Source organism: Xanthocytophaga agilis (genome assembly GCF_030068605.1).
Taxonomy (GTDB): domain Bacteria; phylum Bacteroidota; class Bacteroidia; order Cytophagales; family 172606-1; genus Xanthocytophaga; species Xanthocytophaga agilis.
Genome location: NZ_JASJOU010000002.1, coordinates 729,035 through 754,599, shown reverse-complemented (window position 1 = coordinate 754,599; position 25,565 = coordinate 729,035). Strand labels below are relative to the sequence as shown.

The window sequence follows — 25,565 nt, the reverse complement described above, 5'->3', positions numbered from 1 at the left end:
GGTTGACAAAGTTTGTGCCATATTTTCTTTTTTCAAAGTCAGCGGTTTTTAAATTTTTTTTGAAACTATTTTCCCATGATATAACTTTGCGCATGGAACAAATTCTTATTCTTGACTTCGGCTCGCAATATACCCAATTGATAGCCCGCCGGGTGCGCGAACTCAACGTTTACTGCGAAATCCACCCGTTTCATCACATACCTGCTCTTACTCCTGATATTAAAGGTGTTATCTTATCGGGGAGCCCCTGTTCTGTCCGCGATAGTGAAGCCCCTAATCCTGATCTGACATCTTTACTGGGACAGATTCCTGTATTAGGAGTGTGCTATGGTGCACAACTGATGGCCTGGCAGCAGGGTGGTAGTGTAGAACCTTCCCGTACACGTGAATATGGACGTGCCCATTTGGCAAGTCATACGGTATCTCCTCTCTTTAATGGAGTTTCTGAGCATTCTCAGGTATGGATGAGTCATGGTGATACAATTACACAAGTACCTTCCCATTTTAAACTAATTGCCAATACTGAAACCGTTACAGTAGCTGCGTTTCAGGTTGATGGACAACAAACTTATGGGATTCAGTTTCACCCGGAAGTAACTCACTCACTGGAAGGAAAAACTATTCTGAAAAACTTTGTTGTAGATATTTGTGGTTGTAAGCAAGACTGGACTTCTGCTGCTTTTGCCGAGAGTACAGTACAAAGTTTGAAAGAGAAGTTGGGAAATGATAAAGTTGTGATGGGACTTTCTGGTGGGGTAGATTCCAGTGTAGCAGCAACATTGATTCACAAGGCAATTGGTCAGAATCTATATTGTATTTTTGTGGATAATGGATTATTGAGAAAAAATGAGTTTGAAGAAGTATTACATTCCTATCAGGATCTGGGCCTGAATGTGATTGGTGTAGATGCTAAAAAAGAATTTTATGCAGCACTAAGCGGTTTGACAGATCCAGAAGCAAAACGCAAAGCAATTGGACGTACATTTATAGAGATATTTGATGCAGAAGCACATAAAATTCAGGATGTAAAATGGTTGGGACAGGGGACCATCTATCCAGATGTTATTGAGTCTGTATCGGTAAAAGGGCCATCTGTAACCATTAAGTCGCACCATAATGTAGGAGGCTTACCGGAAAAGATGAAGCTGAAGATTGTAGAGCCATTGAATGCCTTATTTAAAGATGAAGTGCGTGAAGTAGGGCGTCAAATAAATATTCCAACTAATATTTTGAACCGTCATCCATTCCCTGGTCCTGGGTTAGGTATCCGTATTCTGGGAGATATTACTGCCGAAAAAGTACAGGTATTACAGGATGTGGATTCTATATTTATCAATGGCCTGAAAAAACATAATCTGTACGATTCTGTATGGCAGGCTGGCGCTATCTTGTTGCCTGTGCAATCTGTGGGTGTGATGGGGGATGAACGTACCTATGAAAATGCAGTAGCATTACGTGCCGTAACGAGTGTGGATGGTATGACTGCAGACTGGGCGCATTTACCTTATGAGTTTCTGGCAGATGTTTCCAATGAAATCATTAATAAAGTAAAAGGTGTGAACCGGGTTGTATATGATATATCTTCCAAGCCACCTGCTACTATTGAATGGGAATAGGATTTACATAATATAATAAAAAATGCGCGTAGGGACCGCGCATTTTTTATTATGATATATGAATTTACTTATTGCTTCTGACAGAGGTAAATGATTTCGTCCTTTGGTAATGCATACCGGCCTACCTGATCTTTAGGCAAATCCATTACGAAACGATCTTCTTTTACAACAAAGCCTGCTTTTGTCAGCCGCTGTGCATAGTCAAGGCCATATAGGCGCTGATGATCATCCTGCCAGTAATATTTTTCACGATCTGCAGGTGTATTGATTGCTGGATCTTCCAGCGTAGTAGCACGTGTAGTATCCATAGGACTCTGAATAATAGCCCATCCGCCCGGTTTTAATACCCGATGCAATTCACTCATGGCCTGAATATCGTTATCAACATGTTCCATCACATGATTGCAAAAAGCTACATCAAATGTATTGGCATCAAAAGGAATCTGGTGTATATCCATTTTGACTTTTGCTAAAGGAGACTCAATATCGGCAGTAATGTAATCTAGATTTTTCATTGATTCAAACCGATTAATGAAGCAATGTTCTGGTGCTACATGCAATAATTTTTGGGGTGTCTTAAAGAAATTTGTTTGTCGTTGCAGATACAACCACATAAGTCTATGCCTTTCCAGAGCCAAACAACTGGGACATAAGGCATTCTCCCGTGGATTGGTCCGTCCATATGGTAAAAATTTTCGAAAATGACTCTCACACACAGGACATTCTACTTTATTGCCAATATAAAATATAGCTACAATTTTCATAGCAAAATGGCTAACCAACTGTAGATATTTACGGGGAATGTGACGAATTACGAAACTGATAATGTATTTCACTGAAGTGCTTTTTTGCGGAACGAAATAAAACTATTTGGCAAAGATAGTATTTTTTCAGATGTTTACCTTTTGTGAAGGTTCCGACTAATTTAGTGGAACATGTTTAATTATCCCATTTACTCAAACTTATGAAAAAAACATTTGTTTATTTGTCTACCTTTTTGGTGGTGTTGATTTGTAGTTTTTCCGCTCAGGCACAATACGCAAAAGGTGATTTGTTAATTAATCCAGGCATCTCTTTTGGAGGTTATTATTCCGGGTATGCGGGTACTTATACTGGTATTCCGGGACTTTCTGCAAATATTGAATATAACGTTACTGATAATATAGCGGTGGGTGGCTATCTAGGATTTGTTTCCCGCTCTTATAACTATACTGGTTATAAATATCGTTGGTCAAGTTTTGGTTTTGGAGGTAGAGGTGTATTCCATGCTACAGAAGTATTAAATGATGCTTTTAATGGAAGTATGAATTCCGAAAAACTGGATATTTATGGTGGACTGTCTTTAGGCTATGAAACGTACTCCTGGAGTGGTGATAACTCTGCTTATTACTCAGGATATTCAAGTGGTCAGGTAGTTTTGGGTGGTATTCTAGGTTGTCGGTATATGTTCAATCCTGCAATTGGTGTATTTGGAGAAGTTGGTAGAGGTGCATTTGGTGCTCTTACACTAGGGGTATCATTTAAATTGTAATTATTTTGTTTTATTGATAGTGAAAAGCCGGAAATTTTCCGGCTTTTATTTTTTTATAGCCTCCTCTGTATTGATTTTTAGGAAATGATCGTTGATCTATTTGTTCAATCTTTGCTACTTTGCTTTAGATTATCTACATCCTAATTTTCAAACAAACCATGAAGCAATCTTTTTCTTTACATGTAGTTCCAGCTGTAATTGCTTTAGTATTGGCTACAACCGCTTGCACCAGTTCCCACATCAGTCAGAAAACCTCTGCTAATCCAACTACTATCATCAAACAAGAACCTCAGGTAATGGGATCTGAGCAGATAGTTGTTGCAGGTGCTCAAACTTCACAGGAAGAAACAACTTTTAGTGCTTCTGAAATATATACGAAGGCTGCACAATCAAAGACTGAAAAGCAGGAAGAACTATTAGCTGATGTATCAATTGCAACTAAGCCAGTAGATGTACAGAGTTTGCGTGAACAGCTAAAGCATCAGAAAATGGGCTTTGCTAAAAAAGCAATGGTGAAGGCTGTCTTGAAAAAAGTTGAAAAGATGCAAGCCAAATCGCCTGAAAAACAGCTAAAAGGTAAGAAGATGGGTGGTGTACCGGAAGAGTATAAGCTTCCTTTTATTATAGGTGCTGTGGGATTGGGACTAATAATAATAGGTGCACTTGCCATCGCACCTGCTATATATACATTAGGCGCAATTGCATTAGTAGGTGCTATCGTTTGGGTTGTATTAATCCTGGCGGAAGTAATCTAACTCTGTTATTTAAGAAATTTTTTGAGCCGGATATAAAATGATCCGGCTTTTTATTTTTGCCTATGCAAGATCAGAGACAAGTTGCCGAGACAATTTTTAAGTATGCATTAAAGGCTGTTGAACCTGCTCAATTAATAAAGAGAGCTATCAGGATTGATAGACATAGATTACATTGCTTAGATGATATTGTTGAACTACAGGATTTCAACAATATATATGTAATAGGAGCAGGAAAGGCAAGTGCTCCAATGGCTGCTGCTATGGAAGAAATAATAGCTGCAAAAATCTCCAGAGGGGCCATAACTACTAAATATGGACATGCTACTCCCTTACAATATATAGTTACAACTGAAGCCGGGCATCCGGTTCCAGATGCAAATGGTTTGAAAGGAACTGAAACCATAAAATCCATTCTAGAAAGTGCAACAGAAAATGATTTGGTTATCATATTGTTGTCAGGCGGTGGGTCTGCTTTGCTCGCTGATATTCCTTTGGGTTGTACATTATCAGACATACAGCAATGCAATGAACTATTACTGCAGTCTGGAGCAGATATTGTAGAGATTAACACTGTGCGAAAGCACTTATCTACTGTGAAAGGCGGGCAGTTAACCCGAATAGCCTATCCTGCAAAGATGATTACACTGATTCTTTCAGATGTACTGGGTGATCCGCTGGATACCATTGCTTCCGGCCCCACTGTTCCTGATCCGACAACATTTGCCGATGCCTGGGAAGTATTGGAAAAATACAAGCTGCTAAACAAAGTTCCGGATTCTGTGTTAATATATCTGACAGAAGGGAAGGCTGGAACATATCAGGAAACTCCCAAAGCTGGCGACAGGATTTTTGAAAGGGTTTCAAACTATATTATTGGTAGTAATCATCTGGCTCTTGCTTTTGCCAGAGAGAAAGCAGAAGAGTTGGGTTATACTGTTGAAATCTATTCAGAGCAGTTGAAAGGAGAGGCTAAAGAGGTTGCAAAGACAATAGTTAGTTATGCGAAAGAAGCTTATAAAGATAAGAGTAAACCCAAACCCTATTGTATACTAGCGGGAGGTGAAACAACAGTGACTATTCTTGGCAATGGTTTAGGTGGCCGTAATCAGGAACTGGCACTAGCTGCTGCAATTGAACTAGAGCATCAGGCTGGAATTACATTGTTATCGGCAGGGACAGATGGGACAGATGGACCCACAGATGCAACAGGAGCAGTAGTGGATTCAACTACTTTATTTCAGGCCATCGAATTGGGAATTGATGGAAATGTTTATCTAAAGAATAATAATTCATATCATTTCTTTCGACAGGTTGGAGGGCATCTCATTACAGGACCTACCCAGACCAATGTAATGGATTTAATTATCGTGTTGATACATACCTGAATGAGAAAATAATGTCATAGGCATAACTATTTCTGTTTTGGATGGATAAAGAGATCTCAAAAAATATCAAATTTGCAGCGTAGATATTAGCTTACTTATGGAATCATCAGAAAAACCTGTCGATATAAATTCTATTCACATTGATAAAGATAAAATGGCTGAAAACCCTGGTTTGCTGCCATTCGCACATACAGTAGGTAGTGCAGTAATAAAACCTGAAGATACAGGTAAAATCAAAGGTCGTGCAGTGACTGCTATGCGTCAACAGACTGAGTTGCAGTTGGCACAAATTTATCAGCAGATGCAGCTGTTGGCAGAACAGGCAAACCGTATCAAACAGCGAGTAGATATATCCGAACGAATTTATACAGCAGCTGTAGGATTTGAGCCTCTGATAGGACAAACATATTATCTCTATCAGCGAAAAGATAACACAGATGTACTATCTTTAATAGCACCTGGAGAGTGGGGAAGAAGCAAGCCTTTTCAGAAATATATTGCTAGAGTGACTATGCTGGCTGATCATACATGGGATGTAGAGTATAATCCGGAAGAAGCAAGCTGATTTAATTTAATTAGCGATGTTCTTCATAAAAAATCGGTCTGACTGATTGTGCTAGCTGGTTATATTCTGACTCTGTCAGACTTGCTCCACTCTGAGCTTGTAAACAGGCTTTTAACTGGTCCATCGTCCGAATTCCTGTTACGGCGGTAGTAACAGCCGGATGATGTTTCGCAAATTGGAAGGCTACTGCTGTGGCTGTTCGGTTGTTCTGACTTAGTGAATGAATTGCTTCCGCTGCTTTTTTTACTTCATCTGCCTGATAACTTAAATAAGAAGTAGCAGGTTTGTTAATTAGTAACCCTTTAGCCAGGCTACCTCTGACCAATACACCAATTGAATGTTGGTGCAGTAAATCCAGGCAGGCCTCTTCTGGTCGTCGGTCAAGAAGACTATACTGCATCATGACACTAGTGATAGAAGACCGCTTTACATATTCCCGAATTACATTGGGACGTATAGAAGAGATGCCGTAGTGGCGTATTTTGCCTTGTTGTTTCAGTTGTTCGAATGCTTCAATAGTATCATCAATTGGATCTTCTATCATACCACCATGCAACTGATACAGATCTATATAGTCTGTTTGCAGACGTTTTAAACTTTCTTCTACTGCTTCCAGAATATAGTTTTTACTTGGATTCCAGTCCCAGGTACTGCCATCAGGTCTCCATTGATTGCCTACCTTTGTTGCAATGTATACCTGTGATCTTCTATCTTTTAACGATTTACCAACCAGGCGTTCATTTTCTCCCTTATCATACAAATCCGCAGTATCAAAGAAGTTGATCCCTTGTTCATGAGCATAATGCAGAATCTGATCTGCATCCGATTGACCAGGACTGAGTGACATACAGCCAAAGCTAAGTGTGCTTACTCGAAGATCCGATTTTCCAAGCTGTTGATAATGCATGGTATAAGGAAAAAAATGTTAGAGGATAGGTGAGCTAGCCATTTCGGTTTTAGCCAGATACTAAAAAACAGGGATCTTTAGAAAAAGATCCCTGTTACAATTATGGCTGACTTTGCGGTGCAGGTTGTATGGGTGTTAGGGTATGTTCTCTACGGTTTTTTACTATGTCACATGCTAAATAAATAGCTTCGCGCATAGACGTTTCGTCTGCTATATTCTTTCCCGCAATATTATAAGCTGTCCCATGATCCGGAGATGTGCGTACCATAGAGAGCCCGGCCGTGAAGTTTACTCCATTTTCAAATGCAATTGTTTTAAATGGAATCAGACCCTGATCATGATACATGGCTAAAATGCCATCATACTTGCGGTAATTGCCTGTACCAAAAAATCCATCAGCAGGCAGAGGACCATAGACCAAAGTTCCTTTGTGTTTTAATTCACTAATCACAGGTGCAATGATTTCCTTTTCTTCCATTCCCAGTAAGCCATCTTCTCCTGCATGCGGGTTCAAACCCAATACTGCAATTTTAGGCTTGGCAATACCAAAATCCTGGCGTAGGGAATGTTCAAGTAATTTTATTTTTTTTGTAATAAGATCTTTGGTAATAGCAGGTTTTACTTTTTCCAGAGGTATGTGTCCTGTTGCTACAGCTACACGCAGTTCCGGGCTAACCAGAAACATCAGGCTATCTGTACTTCCAAATTCATGAGCAAAATATTCTGTGTGTCCAGGAAATTTAAAAGCATCATTTTGAATCGTATGCTTATTAATAGGTGCTGTTACAATGGCATCCAGCATATTGTTCTTTAAATCTGCAACTGCTGTTTTCAATGCCAGATAAGCCGCGTTACCTGCTTCAGGAGTAGCCTTGCCTGGCTCAATTTCCAAATGTTCTTCCCAACAGTTGAATACATTAACCCGCTTGTGAATCAACTGATCCATAGTGCGAATGGAGTGAAGCTGAATTTCTTCCAGATTAAGTAATTTCCGGTAGCGTGACAAAACTTTGACAGACCCATACAATACGGGAGTACATACACGGCTGATTTGCCCTCCTGCCAGTGCCTTTAATGTAACTTCGGGTCCAACTCCATTAAAATCGCCCAGTGTGATTCCAATAACAGGTTTATGTTCAGACATGAATACAATAAGAAATGTGTAAATAATAACCTCTTTTAAGCGCCCGTGTTTGACCGTACAACTTAACACCTCAAAAATACGTGCCTTTTTGGTTTTTAGAAACGTATTTTATAGAAAGGAGGTTTCTCTGACAAAAAAGTATAGTATTTTTGGGATGATTTTATAGAACAGAACAAAATCCCCTATTGTATTTTGAACGTTAAACCTAAAAAACATCTTGGACAGCACTTTCTGCTGGATACCAACATTGCAAAAAACATCGTAGATGCCCTGACCGGACATAAAAACTATGAGGTAGTATTGGAGCTAGGACCTGGAACAGGCGTCTTGACTGATTTTCTGATAGAAAGGAAGGACATTGATTTTCACCTTTGTGAGATTGATAGAGAATCAGCAACTTTTTTGCGTAAAAAGTATCCTGCTCTTTCTTCAAAACTTATTGAAGGCGATTTTTTGCAACTTCGATTGGATAGCCTTTTTAATAAGCCTTTTGCCCTAATTGGTAACTTTCCCTATAATATCTCCTCACAGATATTTTTTAAGGTATTGGAATACAAAGATTCTGTACCTGAAATAGTCTGTATGCTGCAAAAAGAGGTAGCACAACGCATTGCTTCTCCTCCGGGAAACAAGGATTATGGAATACTTAGTGTGTTTTTGCAGGCGTATTATACTATTGAGTATCTCTTTACCGTTCCTCCTCATGTATTTGATCCCCCACCCAAAGTACAATCAGGTGTAATTCGTCTCAGACGAAACGAAGTAGCTGCTCTGGAATGCGATGAGGCACTGTTTTTTAAAGTGGTGAAACAAGGTTTTAATAATCGGCGCAAAACACTTCGAAACTCGCTGAAACCACTGGGGCTATCACCTGAATTACTGGAAAATCCTTTATTAGACAAACGTGCCGAACAACTTTCTGTAGCAGATTTTGTTTATCTGACACAGCAGTTTAGTGCTATGCAGTAAACCATCTTCAGATCAATACGAGTTATTTGCATTTTTTTAACACAAACTTAATTTTATAGACTTAAAAATTAGACAAAAAATAGTTTTTTTACCTGGAAAAAATTCTGTGTTACTATCATTTGTATGGATCTTCCTGTAATTTTGCAGCCGAAAAATAGTTGCTGAATGTGGCATGATTCATGAGGACCACTATGGTAAAACAGAATCAGAATACATTGGGTAATCTGTTGGTTTATTCATTTATCACCCTTATCTCTTTCTCTTTGCATGGCATTTGAACTGACGCAAGATTATCTGGACCTATTGATAGATGCAATAGAAACACATGATGATGATTTTTTGCGTCAGGCAATGGACGAGTTATATCCGGCAGATATGGCAGCTCTTCTGTATGAGTTTCCTACAGATGAATATGCACAATATATCATAGCCATTCTGGATGAAGAAACCGCTGCTCAGGTAATTAATAATCTGGCTCCAAACTGGCGGGAAGATTTTCTTAAAGCGTTTTCAACAGAAACCATTGCACAGTTCATCTCTTATCTGGATTCAGATGATGCAGCCGATATTCTGAATGAGCAGCCAACCCGTACCAAAGAAGAGGTACTGGCTTTGCTGGAAGATCGGGAAAAAGCAAGATATATTATTGACCTATTACATTATGAGGAGGACACAGCTGGTGGATTAATGGCAAAGGAGCTTGTAAAGGCCAATATCAAATGGACGGTAACACAGACGGTAGATGAAATCAGAAGGCAAGCAGAGAAAGTAGAGAAAGTGAACTCTGTTTATGTAGTAGACGATAACAATGTATTAAGAGGAAGGGTATCACTGAAAAAAATTGTATTGTCACGTGTATCGACAAAGGTGGCAGATATCTATGAGGATGATGTTGTATCCGTTGATTCTCACCAATCTGCTGAAGAAGTCGCTGATATTATGCAACGTTATGATCTGGAATCTGTACCGGTAGTGAATGTGAATGGTCGGTTATTAGGTCGGATTACCATCGATGATATTGTCGACGTAATTACCGAACAGGCAGAACAGGATCGGCAGGCAATGACGGGTTTGTCAGGTGGTATTGAGGAAGATGATACAGTATGGGCTTCTGTAAAGGCTCGCTTGCCCTGGCAGATTATAGGAATGGCAGGAGGATTGCTGGCCGCCTGGCTAACAGACATGATAGGTAAACCCGTGTTGGGGGCAGTAGGGGCATTGGCTTATTTTATGACACTAATTGCAGGCACAGGTGGAAATGTAGGTGTACAGTCTTCTTCTGTCATTTTGCAAAGTCTGGCAAGTCCATCTGTAGTTGAGCAGAGTGTGATTCGACGTTTGTTGAAGGTGTTTAGTATTGGGATGCTGAATGGCGCTTTGTTGTCTATGGTTTTATTTCTGGTCATTTATGGTGCTACCCGTGATCTGAAATTATCTATTGTAGTTTCAATTTCTATTTTAGCGGTTGTACTGCTGGCCTCATTTATGGGAACAGTAACTCCGTTGGTACTGGATAGATTTGGTGTGAATCCTGCTGTTGCTTCTGGGCCTTTTATTACAACAGCAAATGACTTGCTGGGGTTAACTGTATATTTCTTTACTGCAAAGTTGTTATATAGTTTGTAGAGAGTATTTCAATACAAGAGATGAAATCTTTATAACCCTCTACCTAGAGGGTTTTTTATTTTAAAAACCTATTATTTTTGCAGCTCACTAATTTATGACCATGCAAATACTTGTTATAGATAAGATGCATGCCTCTCTGCTTCCAATGTTGGGAGAAAAAGGATATGCTGTAAATTATCAACCAGATATCAGTCGTGCTGAAGTACTGGAGACTATAAGCAATTATGAAGGAATCATAGTCCGTAGTAAAATGCAACTGGATGAAGCATTTCTCGAACGGGCTACAAAGCTAAAATTTATTGCTAGAGCAGGAGCAGGGCTTGATCAGATTGATGTAGACGCTGTCTTAAAACGAGACATCCAACTATTCAATGCTCCGGAAGGCAATCGGGATGCTGTAGCTGAGCATGCAATGGGTATGTTACTTTCGCTGATGAATCACCTAAGCAGGGCTGACAGACAGGTCCGGAGTCTGGTATGGGATAGGGAAGGGAATCGGGGTACAGAACTAAAGGGAAAAACAGTCGGAATTATCGGATATGGGAATACAGGACATGAGTTTGCCAAACGTGTAAAAGCCTTTGGATGTAATGTGCTGGCTTATGATAAGTATCTGAAAGATTTTTCAGATGAATGGGCACAGGAGAGTACTCTGGAAGAAATCTGTGATCAGGCGCAGGTTGTTAGTTTGCATGTACCGTTGACTTCCGAAACTAATCGGTGGTTTAATGAGGTGATGTTTGATAACTTCCGTCATTCTGTTTTCTTCATCAATACATCTCGTGGTGAAGTAGCTCCTTTCGTTGCTTTGCAGGCTGCTATTGAGAAAGGCAAAATACTGGGGGCTTGTCTGGATGTATTGGAGAACGAAAAGTTGAAAACACTTACTTCTGAACAACAGTCTGCTTTTGCTTACCTGGCACAATCAGATAAAGTATTGTTTTCCCCCCATGTTGCTGGCTGGACGCATGAATCCTATGTAAAGATCAATGAGGTGCTGGTGCATAAGATTTCGGGTACATTTCCACTATCTGTCAGTTCAAACCTGAAAGAATAAGCCTGAACCGTTGTATCCCAAAAAAATATACTATTTTGCAGAGCAAAGGATATTGATACTCTTTGTTCTTATTATTTATTGTCCCCTATTTATGGATATTACATTTTCGCTTACTCTTGTTTTTATTATAATTACTGTACTGGCCTCTTTATATGCATGGCAGCGTCCTGATATAATGGAAAAGTGGATGATGAATCCGTATAGGGTAGCACATCGAAAAGAATATAGTCGTTTTATAACATCCGGATTTATCCACCAGGATGGTATGCACCTGTTGTTTAATATGATAGCATTGTTCTCATTTGGTGTACAGATGGAAGAAAAAGTCTTCTCTGTTTTATATCCAGGTGCGGGGCTTACATTGTTTGGAATACTATATATAGTTGGAATCATTGTTTCGGATATACCCACCTATCTGAAATATAAGAACTATTCCTATTATAACTCGCTGGGCGCGTCTGGAGGGGTATCTGCTGTAGTTTTTGCATTTATTTTATTTAACCCTCAAGCTAAGCTGGGATTCATGTTTATTCCAATTCCAATACCAGCATTTTTATTTGGTGCTTTATACATGCTTTATTCTGTATATATGTCAAAAAGAGGAGGCGACCATATTAACCATGATGCTCACTTATGGGGGGCTTTGTTTGGAATTGTGTTTAGTGTAATCGTTTATCCTCCTGTCGTAAATTTATTTATGAGTCAGATTTTAGGAGGAAGTATTTAGTGATTTTTAGGTAATATAATACAATCTTAACGTATTACATTACCTAAAATGTTGGCAATCTGCCTTTCGATTTCTTTGTATTGTTTCTGAACACGAAGCAATTGCAGTTGTTGATTTATATCTTTGGTAGCCTGAATGGCCTTGAAATTTTCTGCAATTTTATCCCGTACCACTTCCTGTTTCAGGCGCAATACCTGGTTATAGGTTTCTTCCAGCAGGTTATCACTTTCGTGTGCTACTCGAATATCAAATTTATTAAACCAGTTATCACTGATAGTATATTTTTCAGTTAGCATTGTAATCGTCATATCCTGTATCTGAGGATCTGGATGTCGTAGAAAATCTTCACTTTTCAAAATTCGACCATTCATCCACTCAGACCGAAATATATCCAGTACCTGTTGATAAAGAGGCGTTTGAAACGCAATATCCTCTAGCTCTCTCATTACAAAATCACATACAGTATCTTCAGTACCTTCCAATACCTGATCGCCATAATGAAGTATCAACCGAATCACCCCTTCTTCCCGATAACTCATAGATGAGCGACTATGATCCGTTACTTTACTTCCAGTTTCAACCGCATAGGTTTCTTCTGGTGCAAATGAAACACCTTCTGGTAACTGATCTTCAAATGAATGATACGATTCAGGAGGATAAGAGTCAGGGGGCGGTGTCTGCTGTTTTTCTGTACGCTTCTGATAATCTACTCTTTCCTTCTTGATCAGAAAGTTTTCTTCTGTGATCAGGGTTTGTTCGTCTACATCCAGCAAATGGGCAATTTGTCGGCGAAATACAGAACGTTGAATAGGATCTGGAATCTTAACATTGCTGGCTACCATCTCCTTAATAACCTCTGACTTCCGATATGGATCATTCTGAATTTCTTTGGAATAGAGTTTGACTTTAAACGTGATAAAGTCCTGACTGTTATTTTTGACAAACTCCTGAAACGCTACAGATCCCACTTTACGGACGTAGCTATCCGGATCATCATTATCCGGGAAGATAACAATCTTTACATTCAGCCCTTCTTCCAGTACCAGATCAGTTCCGCGTATAGAGGCTTTGATACCAGCTGCATCACCATCATACAGCATCGTAACATTTTTGGTGAATCGGCTGATTAACTGAATCTGTTCTTTTGTCAAGGATGTCCCTGATGATGCCACAACATTTTGGATACCTGCCTGGTGCAGGGAAATAACATCCATATATCCTTCAGCCAGATAGCAGTTATCAACCTGACGAATGGCATTTTTGGCCTGATAGATGCCATACAGGATGCGACTTTTGTGATAGACTTCTGTTTCGGGAGAGTTCAGGTATTTGGGCTGATTCTTATCATTGGTCATGATCCGGGCACCGAATGCGATTACTCGACCTGACAAATTATGAATTGGGAAAATTACCCGATCCCGGAATCTATCGTATTGTCTCCCTTTGTCATTGACAATAGTCAGACCTGCCTTTTGGAGGATATCCAGATTATAGTGTTTGCTTAACGCTTCTTTTGTAAAGGCATCCCAGGCAGATGAACTATAACCCAGATCAAATGCATCAATAGTTCCATCTCGCAGATCACGTTCTTTGAAATACGACAGACCAATAGCCTGCCCATCCGGTGTTTGTAGTTGCTGTTTAAAAAAGTCCTTGGCAAAATTTAATGCGATATACAAGCTATCTATTTCATTTTGTCGCTGGGTTTCTTCAGGAGTATACTCAACTTCAGGGATTTCGATGTTATATTTTCGAGCAAGATGTCGTAGGGCTTCTGCAAAACTTACCCCCTCAATGTCCATGACAAACTTGACAGGATCACCTGATTTGCCACAACCAAAACACTTATAGATACCTTTTGCAGGAGATACGGCAAATGAAGGGGTTTTCTCATTATGAAACGGGCAACAGGCAATCCAGTTGCTTCCTCTCTTTTTTAGCGAAACATAATCTCCTACTACATCCAGCACATCTGCTGCCTGCTGGATTTGCTGCACAAGTTCATTCGGTATCCGCATACAACTCCGAAATTCAGTAAATAAATGGATTATTCTCTTTTGTAAGTTGCAAGATACTGATTTTTTCAGTGTTTTGCGTTGAAAATTGATTTTTGGAATCGGGTCACAAAGTAGAAGGCAAAGACAAATCTGAGGTAATCTATTACTGCTTCTACTTACAAATTGCGATTTTATTGCAAGTTTCCTTACAATTTATTGCAAAAACATTCTTCCTGCACCTAACTTTGTCACGTGTTGAGGATTTTTTCTGGATAATTTTTGTTATCCTTCATGACAATGTCCGACATTCAATTGAGGCATACTAGCTTTTAAGATTTCCTATTAACCAAACATCATTACTATTTGTTGATTCTCCCATGGGAAGCATGACCATTACCAAAGAAATAATACTAGAGGCATTGAGTACAGTGCAGGAGCCTGACTTGAAACGCGACCTGGTGTCTCTAAACATGATTCAGGATGTTGAATTTGGAATCAATCAGGTTCGTTTTACAGTAGTATTGACAACACCTGCCTGTCCGCTAAAAGAAAAAATCCGGAAGGATTGTGAAGATGCTATCAAAAAGGCAGTAGGAGAGGATATTGATGTTCAAATCAAAATGATTGCAGATGTAACTTCTACACGATTGAATGGTCCTGTATTACCTGGGGTAAAAAACATTATTGCGATTGCATCTGGTAAAGGAGGTGTAGGTAAGTCTACAGTTACCTCTAATCTGGCTATTGCCTTGTATAAGCTTGGTGCCAAGGTAGGTCTAATTGATGCTGATATTTATGGCCCTTCTGTACCAACTATGTTTGATACAGAAGATATGAAACCGCAGGTTACTCAGAAAAATGGCAAAAACTATATTATGCCTGTTCATCAGTATGGTATAAAGCTGCTATCAATGGGTTTTTTAACTGGAAAAGCAGATGAAGCGGTTGTATGGCGTGGACCTATGGCAAGTTCTGCCCTGAAGCAGTTTATTACTGATGTAGAATGGGGTGAACTGGACTATCTGTTAATTGATCTTCCTCCCGGAACCAGTGATATACACCTGACACTAGTACAGACAGTACCAGTTACGGGAGCTATTATTGTAACTACTCCACAGAAAGTTGCTCTGGCTGATGCTCGTAGAGGATTGTCTATGTTCAAACAACCTGCTATCAATGTACCTGTATTAGGAGTTGTAGAGAATATGGCTTATTTTACGCCTGCTGAGCTACCTGATAATAAGTATTATATCTTTGGCAAGGATGGAGGCCGACAACTGGCTGAACAATATGATGTTCCATTACTGGGACAAATTCCGTTGGTGCAGAGCATCCGGGAATCCGGAGATGCTGGCAAACCAGTTGTTATGACAGACCAGGTGTCTGGACAGGCATTTCGGGATCTGGCAGAAACACTTGCACAGCAGGTATCTATCCGCAATGCAACGTTAGATAAAACAAAGCCTGTGGAAATCAGAGTGTAAGCCTGAGTAATGTGCTAAATTATTCCTTTTATGAAGTCGCAGGAATCATATATTGATACTCAGTGTCCTATATCTTTGGAAAATAGAGAAGTGTTAATAAATGGATACATTGCACAAAATAATTATATTATATATCTTTGCTAATATTACAAGACAACAATGATGCAAGATACATTAGACGCACGGGTAGAGCTGGCTTTAAACTCGATCCGACCTTATTTAGAAGCTGATGGTGGTAATGTTCGTATAATCGAAATTACTGACGAGAAAGTATTGCGGCTGGAAATGTTAGGTAATTGTGGGTCCTGTCCTATGTCAGCGATGACATTAAAAGCAGGAGTAGAAGAAGCAATTAAACGCGCTGTACCTGAAATTACAGGTGTAGAAGCAATAAATGTAACACTACTTGACTAATACTCATTTGACGACAAATAGAAAGACGTGTTGGGATACCTGACACGTTTTTTTGTTTGTTCTGTTTCCTACTGTAATTATATGGCGGACTTATTGCCTATTGTATGGCAGTCTCTGGCAGTTTATCTATTTATCATTCTGGCAATTCGTCTGTTTGGGAAAACAGAACTGGCACAATTATCTGTTGTCGATCTGGTATTTATTCTTCTGATCAGCAATGCAGTGCAAAATGCCATGGTTGGAAGCAATAATTCATTAAGTGGAGGGCTGGTTGCTGCGGGTACGCTGTTTATTGCTAATTTTGTTTTAAAGTTTGTTTTATTCCGGTTTCGGTCTGTAAGTAAATTTGTCGAAGGGGAGTCAATTATGCTGGTGTACAATGGTCAGGTTAAGAAGCAGAATTTACAAAAAGCGCATCTGACTTTAGACGAATTAGAGGCTGCTGCCCGAGAGCATGGAGTGTCAAGCCTGGCAGAAGTGAATCTGGCTGTTCTGGAAGTAGATGGCAACATCAGTATTTTGTCTGATAATTTCAAATATCAGTCCCGGCGTAAACGAAAACACAATACCTTTAACCAGATGTCGTAAGACTGTGTGATAAGGTTTGTTATTTGTATATTGTTCGTAATCAATAATTACTTATATAAATGCTTAAAGTAGGTATCATTTTTGGCGGACCATCTCGGGAAAGAGAGATCTCATTTGCTGGTGGACGTACTGTATATGACAATTTGAATAAAAGCTTGTTTGAGCCTGTTCCTATTTTTGTTGATAGCCTCGGCAACTTTATTCTGTTAAACTGGGAGTTTATCTATAAAGGTACAATCCGCGATTTTTATCCTCCTGTATCTGCATTACCTGCCTCTGCACATGGATTTCAGATCTACCTGGAGTCGTTTGGGAAGTTATCAGAAGAGGAACAGGATAGAATTATCTCACAGGTTGGAAAAAAGGTAGAGCCCAAAGATTTTGCGAACCTGTTTGAATTTGCCTTTCTGACACTACACGGACCTGCCGGCGAAGATGGAAGTATTCAGGGTTTGCTTGAATGGTACGGTATTCCGTATAGTGGGTCAGGTATTTTGTCTTCTGCTATTGGCGTAAGTAAGACTATACAGAAGGAATTGATGCGTGCCGCGGGATTTGCCACGCCTAAAACTACCACTATATCACGTGATCAATGGTTTGCAACAGATTACAAAGGTGATCTGATTAGTAAAGTAATTCATCAGATTGGTCTACCTTTTGTCGTGAAAGCTCCTAATCAAGGATCTTCCATTGGTGTCTCTGTCGTAACTGAAAATGATATGCAGCACATTGTGGGTGCAATCAACCGCAGTTTCTTTATTCAGGAGATAACAGGTGGAGAATGGCAGAAGTACACAGAAGAGCAAAAAGTTCGGTTTATTACATCACTGACAGATATCCGGGAAGGTATAGGATTGCCTTGTCTCCCTTTGTCTGAAGATGGACAAGCATCATTGAGTGATATCATCTATCATCCGGAAGAGTTATATATCTATCTGGAGAAGGTAGCTCAACAGGGAGGCAAAGCTATTCTGGCAAACCTGAATGGGGAGGAAGAAGTGTTGATTGAAGGATTCCTGCCTGGAAAAGAATTTTCCTGTATTGTGATTCAAGGTGAAGACGGACAACCTATTGCCTTACCACCGACACAAATCATCAAAGGCGGGAATGTATTTGATTACCGGAGTAAATACCTGCCTGGTATGAGCCGCAAAGTAACTCCGATTGATGTGCCAGATAACCATTTAGAAGTTATCCGTAAAGAATGTTGTCGGTTGTTTAAGGCATTACATTTCAATGTATATGCCCGTATTGATGGGTTTATCAATTCATTGGGTGAAGTATTCCTGAATGATCCGAATACAACATCCGGTATGTTGCCTTCCTCGTTTTTCTTTCACCAGGCTGCAGAGATTGGTATGAACCCTTCTCAGTTTCTGACATACATTATCCGTACTTCACTGGTTGAAAGAACCAAAGCCGGAAAAAACAGCACTTTCCTGAAAAGTAAACTGAAAAGTTTGGATAATGCTATTTCTGCTTTACATAGCAGTGAAATACAGAAAACCCGTGTAGGTGTAATTATGGGTGGTTTCTCTTCTGAACGTCATATTTCTGTGGAAAGTGGTCGTAATATTTATGAAAAGCTGGCTTCCTCCGGAAAATATGATCCACTTCCTGTTTTTCTTACAGGAACAGAGCAGCAGCATGAATTGTACGTAATGCCAATCAATATCATGTTGAAAGACAATGCGGATGATATTAAAGAGAAGATTTTGTCAGGTGGAAAGAAACATCCTATTATTCAGCAGATTGGACAGGAAGCAAAGTCTATTACTGAAAAATATGTAGGTAAAGCTATTGAGTATCCGTATTCGATCAGCTACCATGAGCTGGCAGATGCAGTGGATGAGGTCTTTATTGCATTACATGGTCGTCCGGGTGAAGATGGCGCTGTACAGGGTGAACTGGAAAAAGTAGGATTGCCTTACAATGGTTCGGGAGTTGAAAGCTCTCAGACAACCATTAATAAATATGAAACGAATAAGATTCTACGCTCTCATGGCATTTCGGTTGCCAATCATGATGTAGTATATCAAGCTGATTGGGAGAAAGATGCTGAGGGAGTGGTTAAACGTCTGGAGTCTCAGTTCAGTTATCCGATTATTGCAAAGCCCGCAGATGATGGTTGTAGTTCGGCAGTAAAGAAGATTGATTCTCGTGAAGAGTTGATTGCATTTGCTCAAATGATGTTTCGTCCGACACTGGCATTTCTACAAGGTCCATCTCAGATTCTGGAACTGAAAGCCAGTGAAGAATTCCCTCAGAAAAGCTGGTTCTTGGTTGAAGAGCTTATTTCAAGAAAAGGGGCGAAACACTTTCTGGAAATTACAGGCGGATTACTTACGAAATTGAATCAAGCAGGAGAGTTGGAATATGAAGTGTTTGAACCATCTGAGGCACTGGCATCAGGAGAGATTCTGAGTCTGGAAGAGAAATTTCTGGCTGGTGAAGGTCAGAATATCACCCCTGCCCGTTTTTCGAAAGATCAAGAAGCACAAAAGTATATTTCACAACAGGTTCGGGCTACTTTACAGAAAACAGCTGAGATTCTGCATGTCGAAGGATATGCACGTATCGATGCATTTGTACGTATCTTTGATGATAACCGGGCTGAGACTATCATTATTGAAGTCAACTCTCTGCCAGGCATGACTCCTGCTACCTGTATCTTCCACCAGACTGCTATCAATGGCTATAAGCCGTATCAGTTCATTGATGCTATTCTGGAATATGGCCGTCAGCGTAGTTCAGTGACACAATAAATTTACAAACATGATAATGACTAAAACAAAAGGCATCTTGGATAACAAGGTGCCTTTTGTTTTAGTCATTCATCAAGAGTAAGAAGACTCTTGTAATTCTTGCACATAACTTTTCATAATTGTTGATGTGACAATCATACAATAGAAGTTCTTATTAGAAACGATTTTAACCAAAATAATGATCATAGTCTGGAAATATCGAAATACTGATTGCTTTGGAAAAATATCAGAGTTTCGATATTTTCTGTAGATGACTAGAGCTCTGATATTATTCTCTGTAATACTGGATCTCTGATATTTCTGTACTGTATTCGTGACTTAGTGTGACTTTATGAAACAATAAAATCTTATCTTATACATAAGTTACCGATTGTAGAGAGTTGGTTATAATTCATAGTGAATTAAGCAGGTTATGTCTTCAATTTAGATGTGTTCAGCTAAAAGTTATTTACATTTGCTATCGGTTCGTTATTTATCTAAAAAAGCACCAGCCGATATGAAATCCTACGCCAAGACAATCCTTCTTAAAAATAATCCGGGTCTTATTGCCGAGTACATGATGTATCACGATGATATATGGCCAGAGGTAGTTAAATCGTTTCGTGCGGTGGGGGTGGTAGATATTCGGATATGGATCATTGGCAGACAGCTATTCATGGTAATGGATACTAAAGATAACTTTGACCCAAATCGTGATATGGAACGGTACCTTCAACTGAATCCTAAAAACAGAGAGTGGGAAGAGAAAATGAAAACCTATCAGGAGCCTATTACAGATTATGAACACTGGGCTGAACTCGAACTGATATTTAAACTCAGTGATCATGCACCCGACAGATATTAATCTGCCATTACATAGGCTGTTTGATTTGCAGGATGCAAGACATATTGCTTGTGTCCATTACCCGATTTGATTCTAAAAGGCAACATACCTTGCTTTTGTGCAGTGATAGCTTTATATACAGGCCACAATCTTGTGCGATTTGCCTCATAGTAGGCGAATCGCATTTTTGTAGGCAGGCAGTCCACATTGGCTTTGTTTTTTGACCGGACAATAAATGCCTGACAGCCATACATACATATTTTTTGAGCCGGACATTGGTCACAATCATACCAGCTTTCTGGAACCAGTGTATGAAACGAATCTACTTTTTCTTCAAGCTGCTGGAAAGTGGAGGCTGATCGCTTGGTATGAATGTCTCCCAGAAAATAGTCTGTATCATTCCACTGAAAACGGCCGCAGGGAAGTAGCTCACCTTTTGGAGTAACTCCCAAAACAGATTTACCTGCGCCACATTGCTTTTCATGACATAGTGTAGGTGGCAGAGTATGTTGATCTTCTGCTGATGTGAAGAACCGTTCAATCTCTGTGACAAGATTATGCTCAGTAAGTTTCTGACCTTTCGTTTCAATCATATATTCCAGAATGGCTCGCTGAGCTTCAAAAATCTGTTCTGCTTTTAAGCCTGCCAGATTATATCCTGCACCAACACTGGTCACTACATTGGCTTTAAAGTGATGAACCTGTGCCTGTTCTACCAGAAATTTGCATATTTGTTCAAACCGCTGGTAATTGGAATGGTTGATGGTGGTCAGTATACCACAGGATATACCTGCTTGCTTGAGCTTTAGGAAATTTTGAAATACCCGGCTTTCTCTACCTCGCATAGAATCTGGTGCATCTGCTGTCCCATCCAGACTCACACCTGGTTGAATGTTATAGGTTTTGAATAACTGGATCTTTTCATCAGGCAGATGAATCAAATTGGTTTGCATAGAGAAGCGAATCTCCTGTTGTTTTTGCTTTGCTTTTTTCAATACATAGTTGATCCCTTGCTCATACCAGCTATTGGCTATCAGGGTAGGTTCCCCTCCATGAAAAAGAAAAGTAATCACCTTCTGCTCTGAATTCTCCAATACCCGATCTGCTAGTTGCCTGAAGGTTTGCTCTGACATATCTTCTCCCTTCTGAGTGATAAACTCATAACAGTACTGACAATCCAGGTTGCAACGATGAGTAACCTTCACTACCAGTGTAGAAACTTGTTTGAAGCGATTATCTTTGGGAGCAGAAAAAAACATTGCTGAATAGTGAGCCAAAGTCTGTTAAGACTCTATTGGTAATTTCTTAATAAGAATAAAGGATAAATATACTAAAATGAAACAGTTAAATACACCCTATTTTTATATCCTATTTACCTATCCGAATAAGGAATCATTTACTAGTCTGCAACAAATCTTCGCGCAATTACAATATACCAAAAGTCTGACAGATAAAATTAATTTTCCGGAAGATGATGAAGATGAGAGTAAGGATAGAGAAATAATTATTCCATTTGTAGATTGGAATAACTATTTGGCTCCATCTGCCAAACAGTGGTTTACGAATACTTTTGATTTTCAGAGTGAAGAAGGAAAAGTATATTTGAGGTTAAGAGATTTGACATCTGTAGCTATTCGCAGCTATAATACATTCTTTATTCCTCCAGGAAACTGGAGCCTTGAGTCAGTTATTGAATCTATTCTGGCATGTGAGTATACATTGGTTGCCCTGGAACAGTTGGAAACTACCAAAGGTGTACTATACTATGATCCATGGGGCGCACCTTTTGGAGGTGTAGAAAGCTTATGGCAACTGATTTGGGCTTTTGATTGCCAGCTTGTTTATGATTTTTATTTAGGTGGAGTACCTTCTGCTAAAGAAAGTACTTGGAACTATGATCTTGCAAAACAATTGGTAGAACAAAATAGAGGTTTGTCTAATTGATGATTTTCGAATGGAAACGGAAGATATATTTTTTTATAGTGTTAGAGAAGCCTATGGAGAATTTTCCAACTTTGCCCTTTATCCCATTAAGCTAAAAGGAAAGCTATGGCCTACATCTGAACATTACTTTCAGGCGCAGAAGTTTGTGGATACTCCCTATGAAGAAACTATCCGTAAAGCCATAAGCCCTATGAAAGCGGCTGAATTAGGTAGAAGCCGGAAGGTGAAGCTTCGACGTGATTGGGATAGTGTGAAAGACAATATCATGTATGAGGCTATCAAAGCAAAGTTTACGCAACATACTGAACTTGCCGAACTTTTACTGAATACAGAAGATGCTAGGATCATAGAACATACAGAAAATGATTCCTATTGGGGAGATGGAGGTGATGGTAGTGGAAAAAATAAATTAGGGAAGCTATTGATGAAGTTACGGGAGGAGTTAAGGTGAAGCTTCAAAATAATACTCAATCCATTGCTCTCTTAATAACTCAGAGAGCAATGGATTGAGTATATCATTGCATGATAACTTTCTTATTTATCATTTTGCCTTTTGAGGTGATTCTAAGGATATACAATCCTGCTGGTACTGCTGTTTCGACCATATAGCCTGTAGTAGAAAACAAAATGTTAGCATTAATTTGTTTTCCCTGATAATTCAAAAGCGTTACATTACTTACTGGCAAATCCACTGGCATTTGAATGAAAAATTGATGATGGGCTGGATTGGGATATACTATAATTTGCTTTGAGAGTGGATCTTCAGAGGCTAGTACATTATGAACGGTAAAACTTCTTTCTACTGGTATTGCTTCTTTGTAATACTTATTTCCAGCCTGAGATGCCTTTATTATGACAATGCCTGCTTCTCCTGTTAATGTTAGCGTATCTTTGTTTATAGTTGCTGGACCCGAAACAACAGAAAAAGTGACTGGCAATTTTGAACTGGCAGTGGCTATTAGCCTAAAAGAGGAAGCAGACGTTTCTTTATCTGAAATTTCTGCAAATGTTATCGTTTGCTCCTGAGGTAAAGTATATCGTATAATTTTTCCTTGAAATGCAACTACTAATTTATTGTTAGATGTTGAGTAAAGATAACTGGCTCGTTCACTTTTATCTACATCCAGATTGAATTCTGTATCTATGCTCCCATCACTATGCAATTTTACATAACCTGGATGGGCTATTGCATCAATACCTGTGAATGCACCAAATACTAATATCTTATCATCTTTCTGGGTAAGAATCTTGTGGATATCGCCATTAAATTTCAGTGTACTACCAGCCTTGAAAGTGTTGTCAATACTTAAATCTGTTGTAAGACGAACAATAAGATCATAAGGAGAGCCTGCAAATTTCTGAAATGAGCCACCTACCAAAATTTTACCATCTCCTTGTAGTGCTAATGTATAATTGTAGTCAACCGTACTTACCGAAGTGACAAGTGAATCTTCTATCATTCCTGAATTATCAAGACGGTATATACCTGTAACAAGGGGACTCTTTCTTTCATCTATACCACATAGTATAATCTTTCCGTCTTCTTGTATAAGTATATCTCTAACAAACTTTGAAAAGTTTTCAAGTGTAAATGTATTGTCGATACTTCCATCTGTATGTAAGCGTATAATAGAACTGGTTGCAAAACCATACATGTTTGTTTTGCGTTGACAGACTAATATCTTCCCATCTTTCTGCGGAACTATATGTGTAATTGTCAGATTTGATTTTTGAGCTTTAAAAGTGCTATCAATGGTACCATCATTGAATAATCTTAGTACTTGCTGACTATTCTGAAGAACAATGATTTTACCATCTGACAGAGAAAATGCAGATAATTCTCCTGCCGGAGGGTTGAAGCTGGAATCAATACTTCCATTGGCGGTGATTTTTGCACAAGATTTAGCTGTAAATCCATTTAATTTCCATGAAGTAAAGTTACTTTCAATGAGAAATTGATCATTAGGTAGTGGAACTATCTTTTTAATAGCCAGATATTGAGTGGATTGAAATTTGAAGTTATCATCTGTTGATCCATTTATATTGAACCGAAATAGAGAAGATGTAATTTGGGTATAAGCTCCTGTAACTAATAATTGATTATCTGTAAAGGCAATTGTACGTGTTATGAAAGGTTTTACACCTGTAGAGGTATTAAAAATTTTATCAATAGTCCCATCTGTATTGATTCTTACTAGTTGTCCCTCATCATAGAGATTTTTAAAATAATCATAAAAGGCCCCCACTACAATCTTACCATCTGGTTGAATAGTTAAACCCTCCATAAAATCATAATGCCCTAATTCATTAACTGTAAAACTATAATCAATAGTGCCATCTATATTTAATCGCTCAATTGCTTGTTTTTGAGGATCACTTGTAAATGTTGACTGTAAATTCCCTACCACAATTACTTTTTGGTCGCTTTGTAAAGCTATGTAACGTGGTAGTAAGTTTGTGCGTGTTGCAGGGGTAAAGTTTTCGTCCAGACTACCATCTTTATCTAAGCGAGCTATATATTTTTTGGGAAGATTGTTAATCGATGTAAAGTCTCCTATAATTAGTATTTTGTTATCTGCTTGAACCATTGCTTTGCTGATTGATCCGGATATAGATGTAATAGGAGTAAAGGTATCATCAACACTGCCATCCATATTTAGCTTGGCAATCTTGCTAAAAGGTTTTCCGTTAAATGAGTTAAAAGATCCTGTTATAAGAATTTTGTCAGTTCCTTGTAATGTTACATATTGGATATAAAGACCATTTGCTCCAACTTTTTTGTTGAAAGTGTCATCTAAAGTACCATCCGTGTTAAAACGAGCGAGGCCTCTTGATGTGTTTTCAAATGGTAAGGTGAACCTGCCGACAACTAATATCTTTCCATCAGCTTGTATTGCTATGGATTCGAATGTTCCAAATGAAAGATGTGTAACTTTAAATGTTGTGTCAATACTTCCATCTGGAAGGAGACGAGCCAATTGCCTGGTCACTTTACTATTTACTTCATCAAATGTTCCAATAACAATAATCTTTTTATCTGACTGAACAGCAAATGTCTTGGCAAAACCACTTCCTGCTTCTGTTCTGATTGGAGTAAAAGTAGGGTCTTGTACATAAGTTTGCGAAAAAACTTTAGTTGCTACCGACAAGAGATTTAAAAAGAATAATAAAAATAGTAGTCTTTTTTGCATGGGGATAGGGGTTATATTTCTGGAATTAATAGATTTTTAATAATGTATGTAAACATTTTGCTTCGGGCGAATTTATA

The 25,565-nt window shown here is 38.9% G+C and carries 22 protein-coding genes; 16 read left to right on the top strand and 6 right to left on the bottom strand.

The genetic code is table 11. The features are described 5' to 3' along the window. The first annotated feature begins 92 nt into the window (after positions 1-92). Positions 93-1,616 carry a glutamine-hydrolyzing GMP synthase gene (gene guaA / locus QNI22_RS10035; RefSeq protein ID WP_314510491.1) on the top strand — a complete coding sequence of 508 codons (1,524 nt, stop codon included), beginning with the start codon at positions 93-95 and terminating at the stop codon, positions 1,614-1,616. 68 nt (positions 1,617-1,684) lie between these two features. Here guaA and QNI22_RS10030 read toward each other — a convergent pair whose 3' ends face one another. Further along, positions 1,685-2,452 carry a class I SAM-dependent methyltransferase gene (locus QNI22_RS10030; protein ID WP_314510490.1) on the bottom strand — a complete coding sequence of 256 codons (768 nt, stop codon included), beginning with the start codon at positions 2,450-2,452 and terminating at the stop codon, positions 1,685-1,687. A gap of 128 nt (positions 2,453-2,580) precedes the next feature. Here QNI22_RS10030 and QNI22_RS10025 point away from each other — a divergent pair, with 128 nt between their 5' ends. The 4 genes from QNI22_RS10025 to QNI22_RS10010 all read left to right on the top strand — a co-directional run bounded on the left by QNI22_RS10025 (position 2,581) and on the right by QNI22_RS10010 (position 5,852). Then, positions 2,581-3,147 (top strand): outer membrane beta-barrel protein, encoded by a 567-nt coding sequence (locus QNI22_RS10025; RefSeq protein ID WP_314510489.1) that lies wholly within the window; start codon positions 2,581-2,583, stop codon positions 3,145-3,147. 158 nt (positions 3,148-3,305) lie between these two features. Further along, positions 3,306-3,902 carry a hypothetical protein gene (locus QNI22_RS10020; protein ID WP_314510488.1) on the top strand — a complete coding sequence of 199 codons (597 nt, stop codon included), beginning with the start codon at positions 3,306-3,308 and terminating at the stop codon, positions 3,900-3,902. A 62-nt stretch (positions 3,903-3,964) separates the two neighbouring features. Further along, complete coding sequence (locus tag QNI22_RS10015) at positions 3,965-5,287, top strand: glycerate kinase type-2 family protein (protein ID WP_314510487.1); 1,323 nt, start codon at positions 3,965-3,967, stop codon at positions 5,285-5,287. 97 nt (positions 5,288-5,384) lie between these two features. After that, a complete protein-coding gene (locus tag QNI22_RS10010) occupies positions 5,385-5,852 on the top strand; it encodes a DUF2452 domain-containing protein (protein ID WP_313975607.1) in 468 nt (155 codons plus the stop codon). A gap of 10 nt (positions 5,853-5,862) precedes the next feature. On the opposite strand, the gene QNI22_RS10005 is transcribed toward QNI22_RS10010, so the two are convergent. Further along, complete coding sequence (locus QNI22_RS10005) at positions 5,863-6,759, bottom strand: aldo/keto reductase (RefSeq protein ID WP_314510486.1); 897 nt, start codon at positions 6,757-6,759, stop codon at positions 5,863-5,865. Between the two features lie 100 nt (positions 6,760-6,859). Next, the gene (pdxA, locus tag QNI22_RS10000; protein ID WP_314510485.1) at positions 6,860-7,903 is read right to left on the bottom strand and encodes a 4-hydroxythreonine-4-phosphate dehydrogenase PdxA; all 1,044 of its coding nucleotides are present in this window, start codon (positions 7,901-7,903) and stop codon (positions 6,860-6,862) included. Between the two features lie 189 nt (positions 7,904-8,092). On the opposite strand from pdxA, the gene rsmA reads away from it, so the two are divergent. The 4 genes from rsmA (at position 8,093) to QNI22_RS09980 (ending at position 12,282) form a co-directional block, all read left to right on the top strand. Next, the gene (rsmA, locus tag QNI22_RS09995; RefSeq protein ID WP_314510581.1) at positions 8,093-8,872 is read left to right on the top strand and encodes a 16S rRNA (adenine(1518)-N(6)/adenine(1519)-N(6))-dimethyltransferase RsmA; all 780 of its coding nucleotides are present in this window, start codon (positions 8,093-8,095) and stop codon (positions 8,870-8,872) included. A gap of 267 nt (positions 8,873-9,139) precedes the next feature. Then, positions 9,140-10,498, top strand: coding sequence for a magnesium transporter (mgtE, locus tag QNI22_RS09990; RefSeq protein ID WP_314510483.1), 1,359 nt, complete (start codon positions 9,140-9,142; stop codon positions 10,496-10,498). A 100-nt stretch (positions 10,499-10,598) separates the two neighbouring features. Next, positions 10,599-11,555: a 2-hydroxyacid dehydrogenase gene (locus tag QNI22_RS09985; RefSeq protein ID WP_314510482.1), complete on the top strand. Its 957-nt coding sequence runs from the start codon at positions 10,599-10,601 to the stop codon at positions 11,553-11,555. Between the two features lie 91 nt (positions 11,556-11,646). After that, positions 11,647-12,282, top strand: a complete 636-nt coding sequence (locus QNI22_RS09980; protein ID WP_314510481.1) for a rhomboid family intramembrane serine protease — start codon at positions 11,647-11,649, stop codon at positions 12,280-12,282. A 26-nt stretch (positions 12,283-12,308) separates the two neighbouring features. Here QNI22_RS09980 and dnaG read toward each other — a convergent pair whose 3' ends face one another. Next, positions 12,309-14,300, bottom strand: a complete 1,992-nt coding sequence (gene dnaG / locus QNI22_RS09975; protein WP_314510480.1) for a DNA primase — start codon at positions 14,298-14,300, stop codon at positions 12,309-12,311. 356 nt (positions 14,301-14,656) lie between these two features. Here dnaG and QNI22_RS09970 point away from each other — a divergent pair, with 356 nt between their 5' ends. The 5 genes from QNI22_RS09970 (at position 14,657) to QNI22_RS09950 (ending at position 20,374) form a co-directional block, all read left to right on the top strand. Beyond that, positions 14,657-15,763: an Mrp/NBP35 family ATP-binding protein gene (locus QNI22_RS09970; protein WP_314510479.1), complete on the top strand. Its 1,107-nt coding sequence runs from the start codon at positions 14,657-14,659 to the stop codon at positions 15,761-15,763. A 159-nt stretch (positions 15,764-15,922) separates the two neighbouring features. Further along, the gene (locus tag QNI22_RS09965; RefSeq protein ID WP_313975591.1) at positions 15,923-16,177 is read left to right on the top strand and encodes a NifU family protein; all 255 of its coding nucleotides are present in this window, start codon (positions 15,923-15,925) and stop codon (positions 16,175-16,177) included. Between the two features lie 81 nt (positions 16,178-16,258). Then, positions 16,259-16,765: a DUF421 domain-containing protein gene (locus tag QNI22_RS09960; protein ID WP_314510478.1), complete on the top strand. Its 507-nt coding sequence runs from the start codon at positions 16,259-16,261 to the stop codon at positions 16,763-16,765. Positions 16,766-16,824: 59 nt separating this feature from the next. Continuing rightward, the gene (locus tag QNI22_RS09955; RefSeq protein WP_314510477.1) at positions 16,825-19,530 is read left to right on the top strand and encodes a D-alanine--D-alanine ligase family protein; all 2,706 of its coding nucleotides are present in this window, start codon (positions 16,825-16,827) and stop codon (positions 19,528-19,530) included. A 496-nt stretch (positions 19,531-20,026) separates the two neighbouring features. Next, positions 20,027-20,374, top strand: a complete 348-nt coding sequence (locus tag QNI22_RS09950; RefSeq protein ID WP_314510476.1) for an L-rhamnose mutarotase — start codon at positions 20,027-20,029, stop codon at positions 20,372-20,374. Here the strand turns inward: QNI22_RS09950 and QNI22_RS09945 are convergent. After that, complete coding sequence (locus QNI22_RS09945; RefSeq protein WP_314510475.1) at positions 20,371-21,612, bottom strand: radical SAM/SPASM domain-containing protein; 1,242 nt, start codon at positions 21,610-21,612, stop codon at positions 20,371-20,373. The genes QNI22_RS09950 and QNI22_RS09945 overlap by 4 nt on opposite strands. Before the next feature lie 76 nt (positions 21,613-21,688). Between QNI22_RS09945 and QNI22_RS09940 the strand changes: the two genes are divergently transcribed. Both QNI22_RS09940 and QNI22_RS09935 read left to right on the top strand, forming a co-directional pair. Continuing rightward, positions 21,689-22,297, top strand: coding sequence for a hypothetical protein (locus QNI22_RS09940; protein ID WP_314510474.1), 609 nt, complete (start codon positions 21,689-21,691; stop codon positions 22,295-22,297). Positions 22,298-22,307: 10 nt separating this feature from the next. Next, on the top strand, positions 22,308-22,748 hold the full coding sequence (locus QNI22_RS09935) for an NADAR family protein (RefSeq protein WP_314510473.1): 441 nt from the start codon (positions 22,308-22,310) through the stop codon (positions 22,746-22,748). Between the two features lie 64 nt (positions 22,749-22,812). On the opposite strand, the gene QNI22_RS09930 is transcribed toward QNI22_RS09935, so the two are convergent. Then, positions 22,813-25,488 carry a T9SS type A sorting domain-containing protein gene (locus QNI22_RS09930; RefSeq protein ID WP_314510472.1) on the bottom strand — a complete coding sequence of 892 codons (2,676 nt, stop codon included), beginning with the start codon at positions 25,486-25,488 and terminating at the stop codon, positions 22,813-22,815. Between the last annotated feature and the right edge of the window lie 77 nt (positions 25,489-25,565).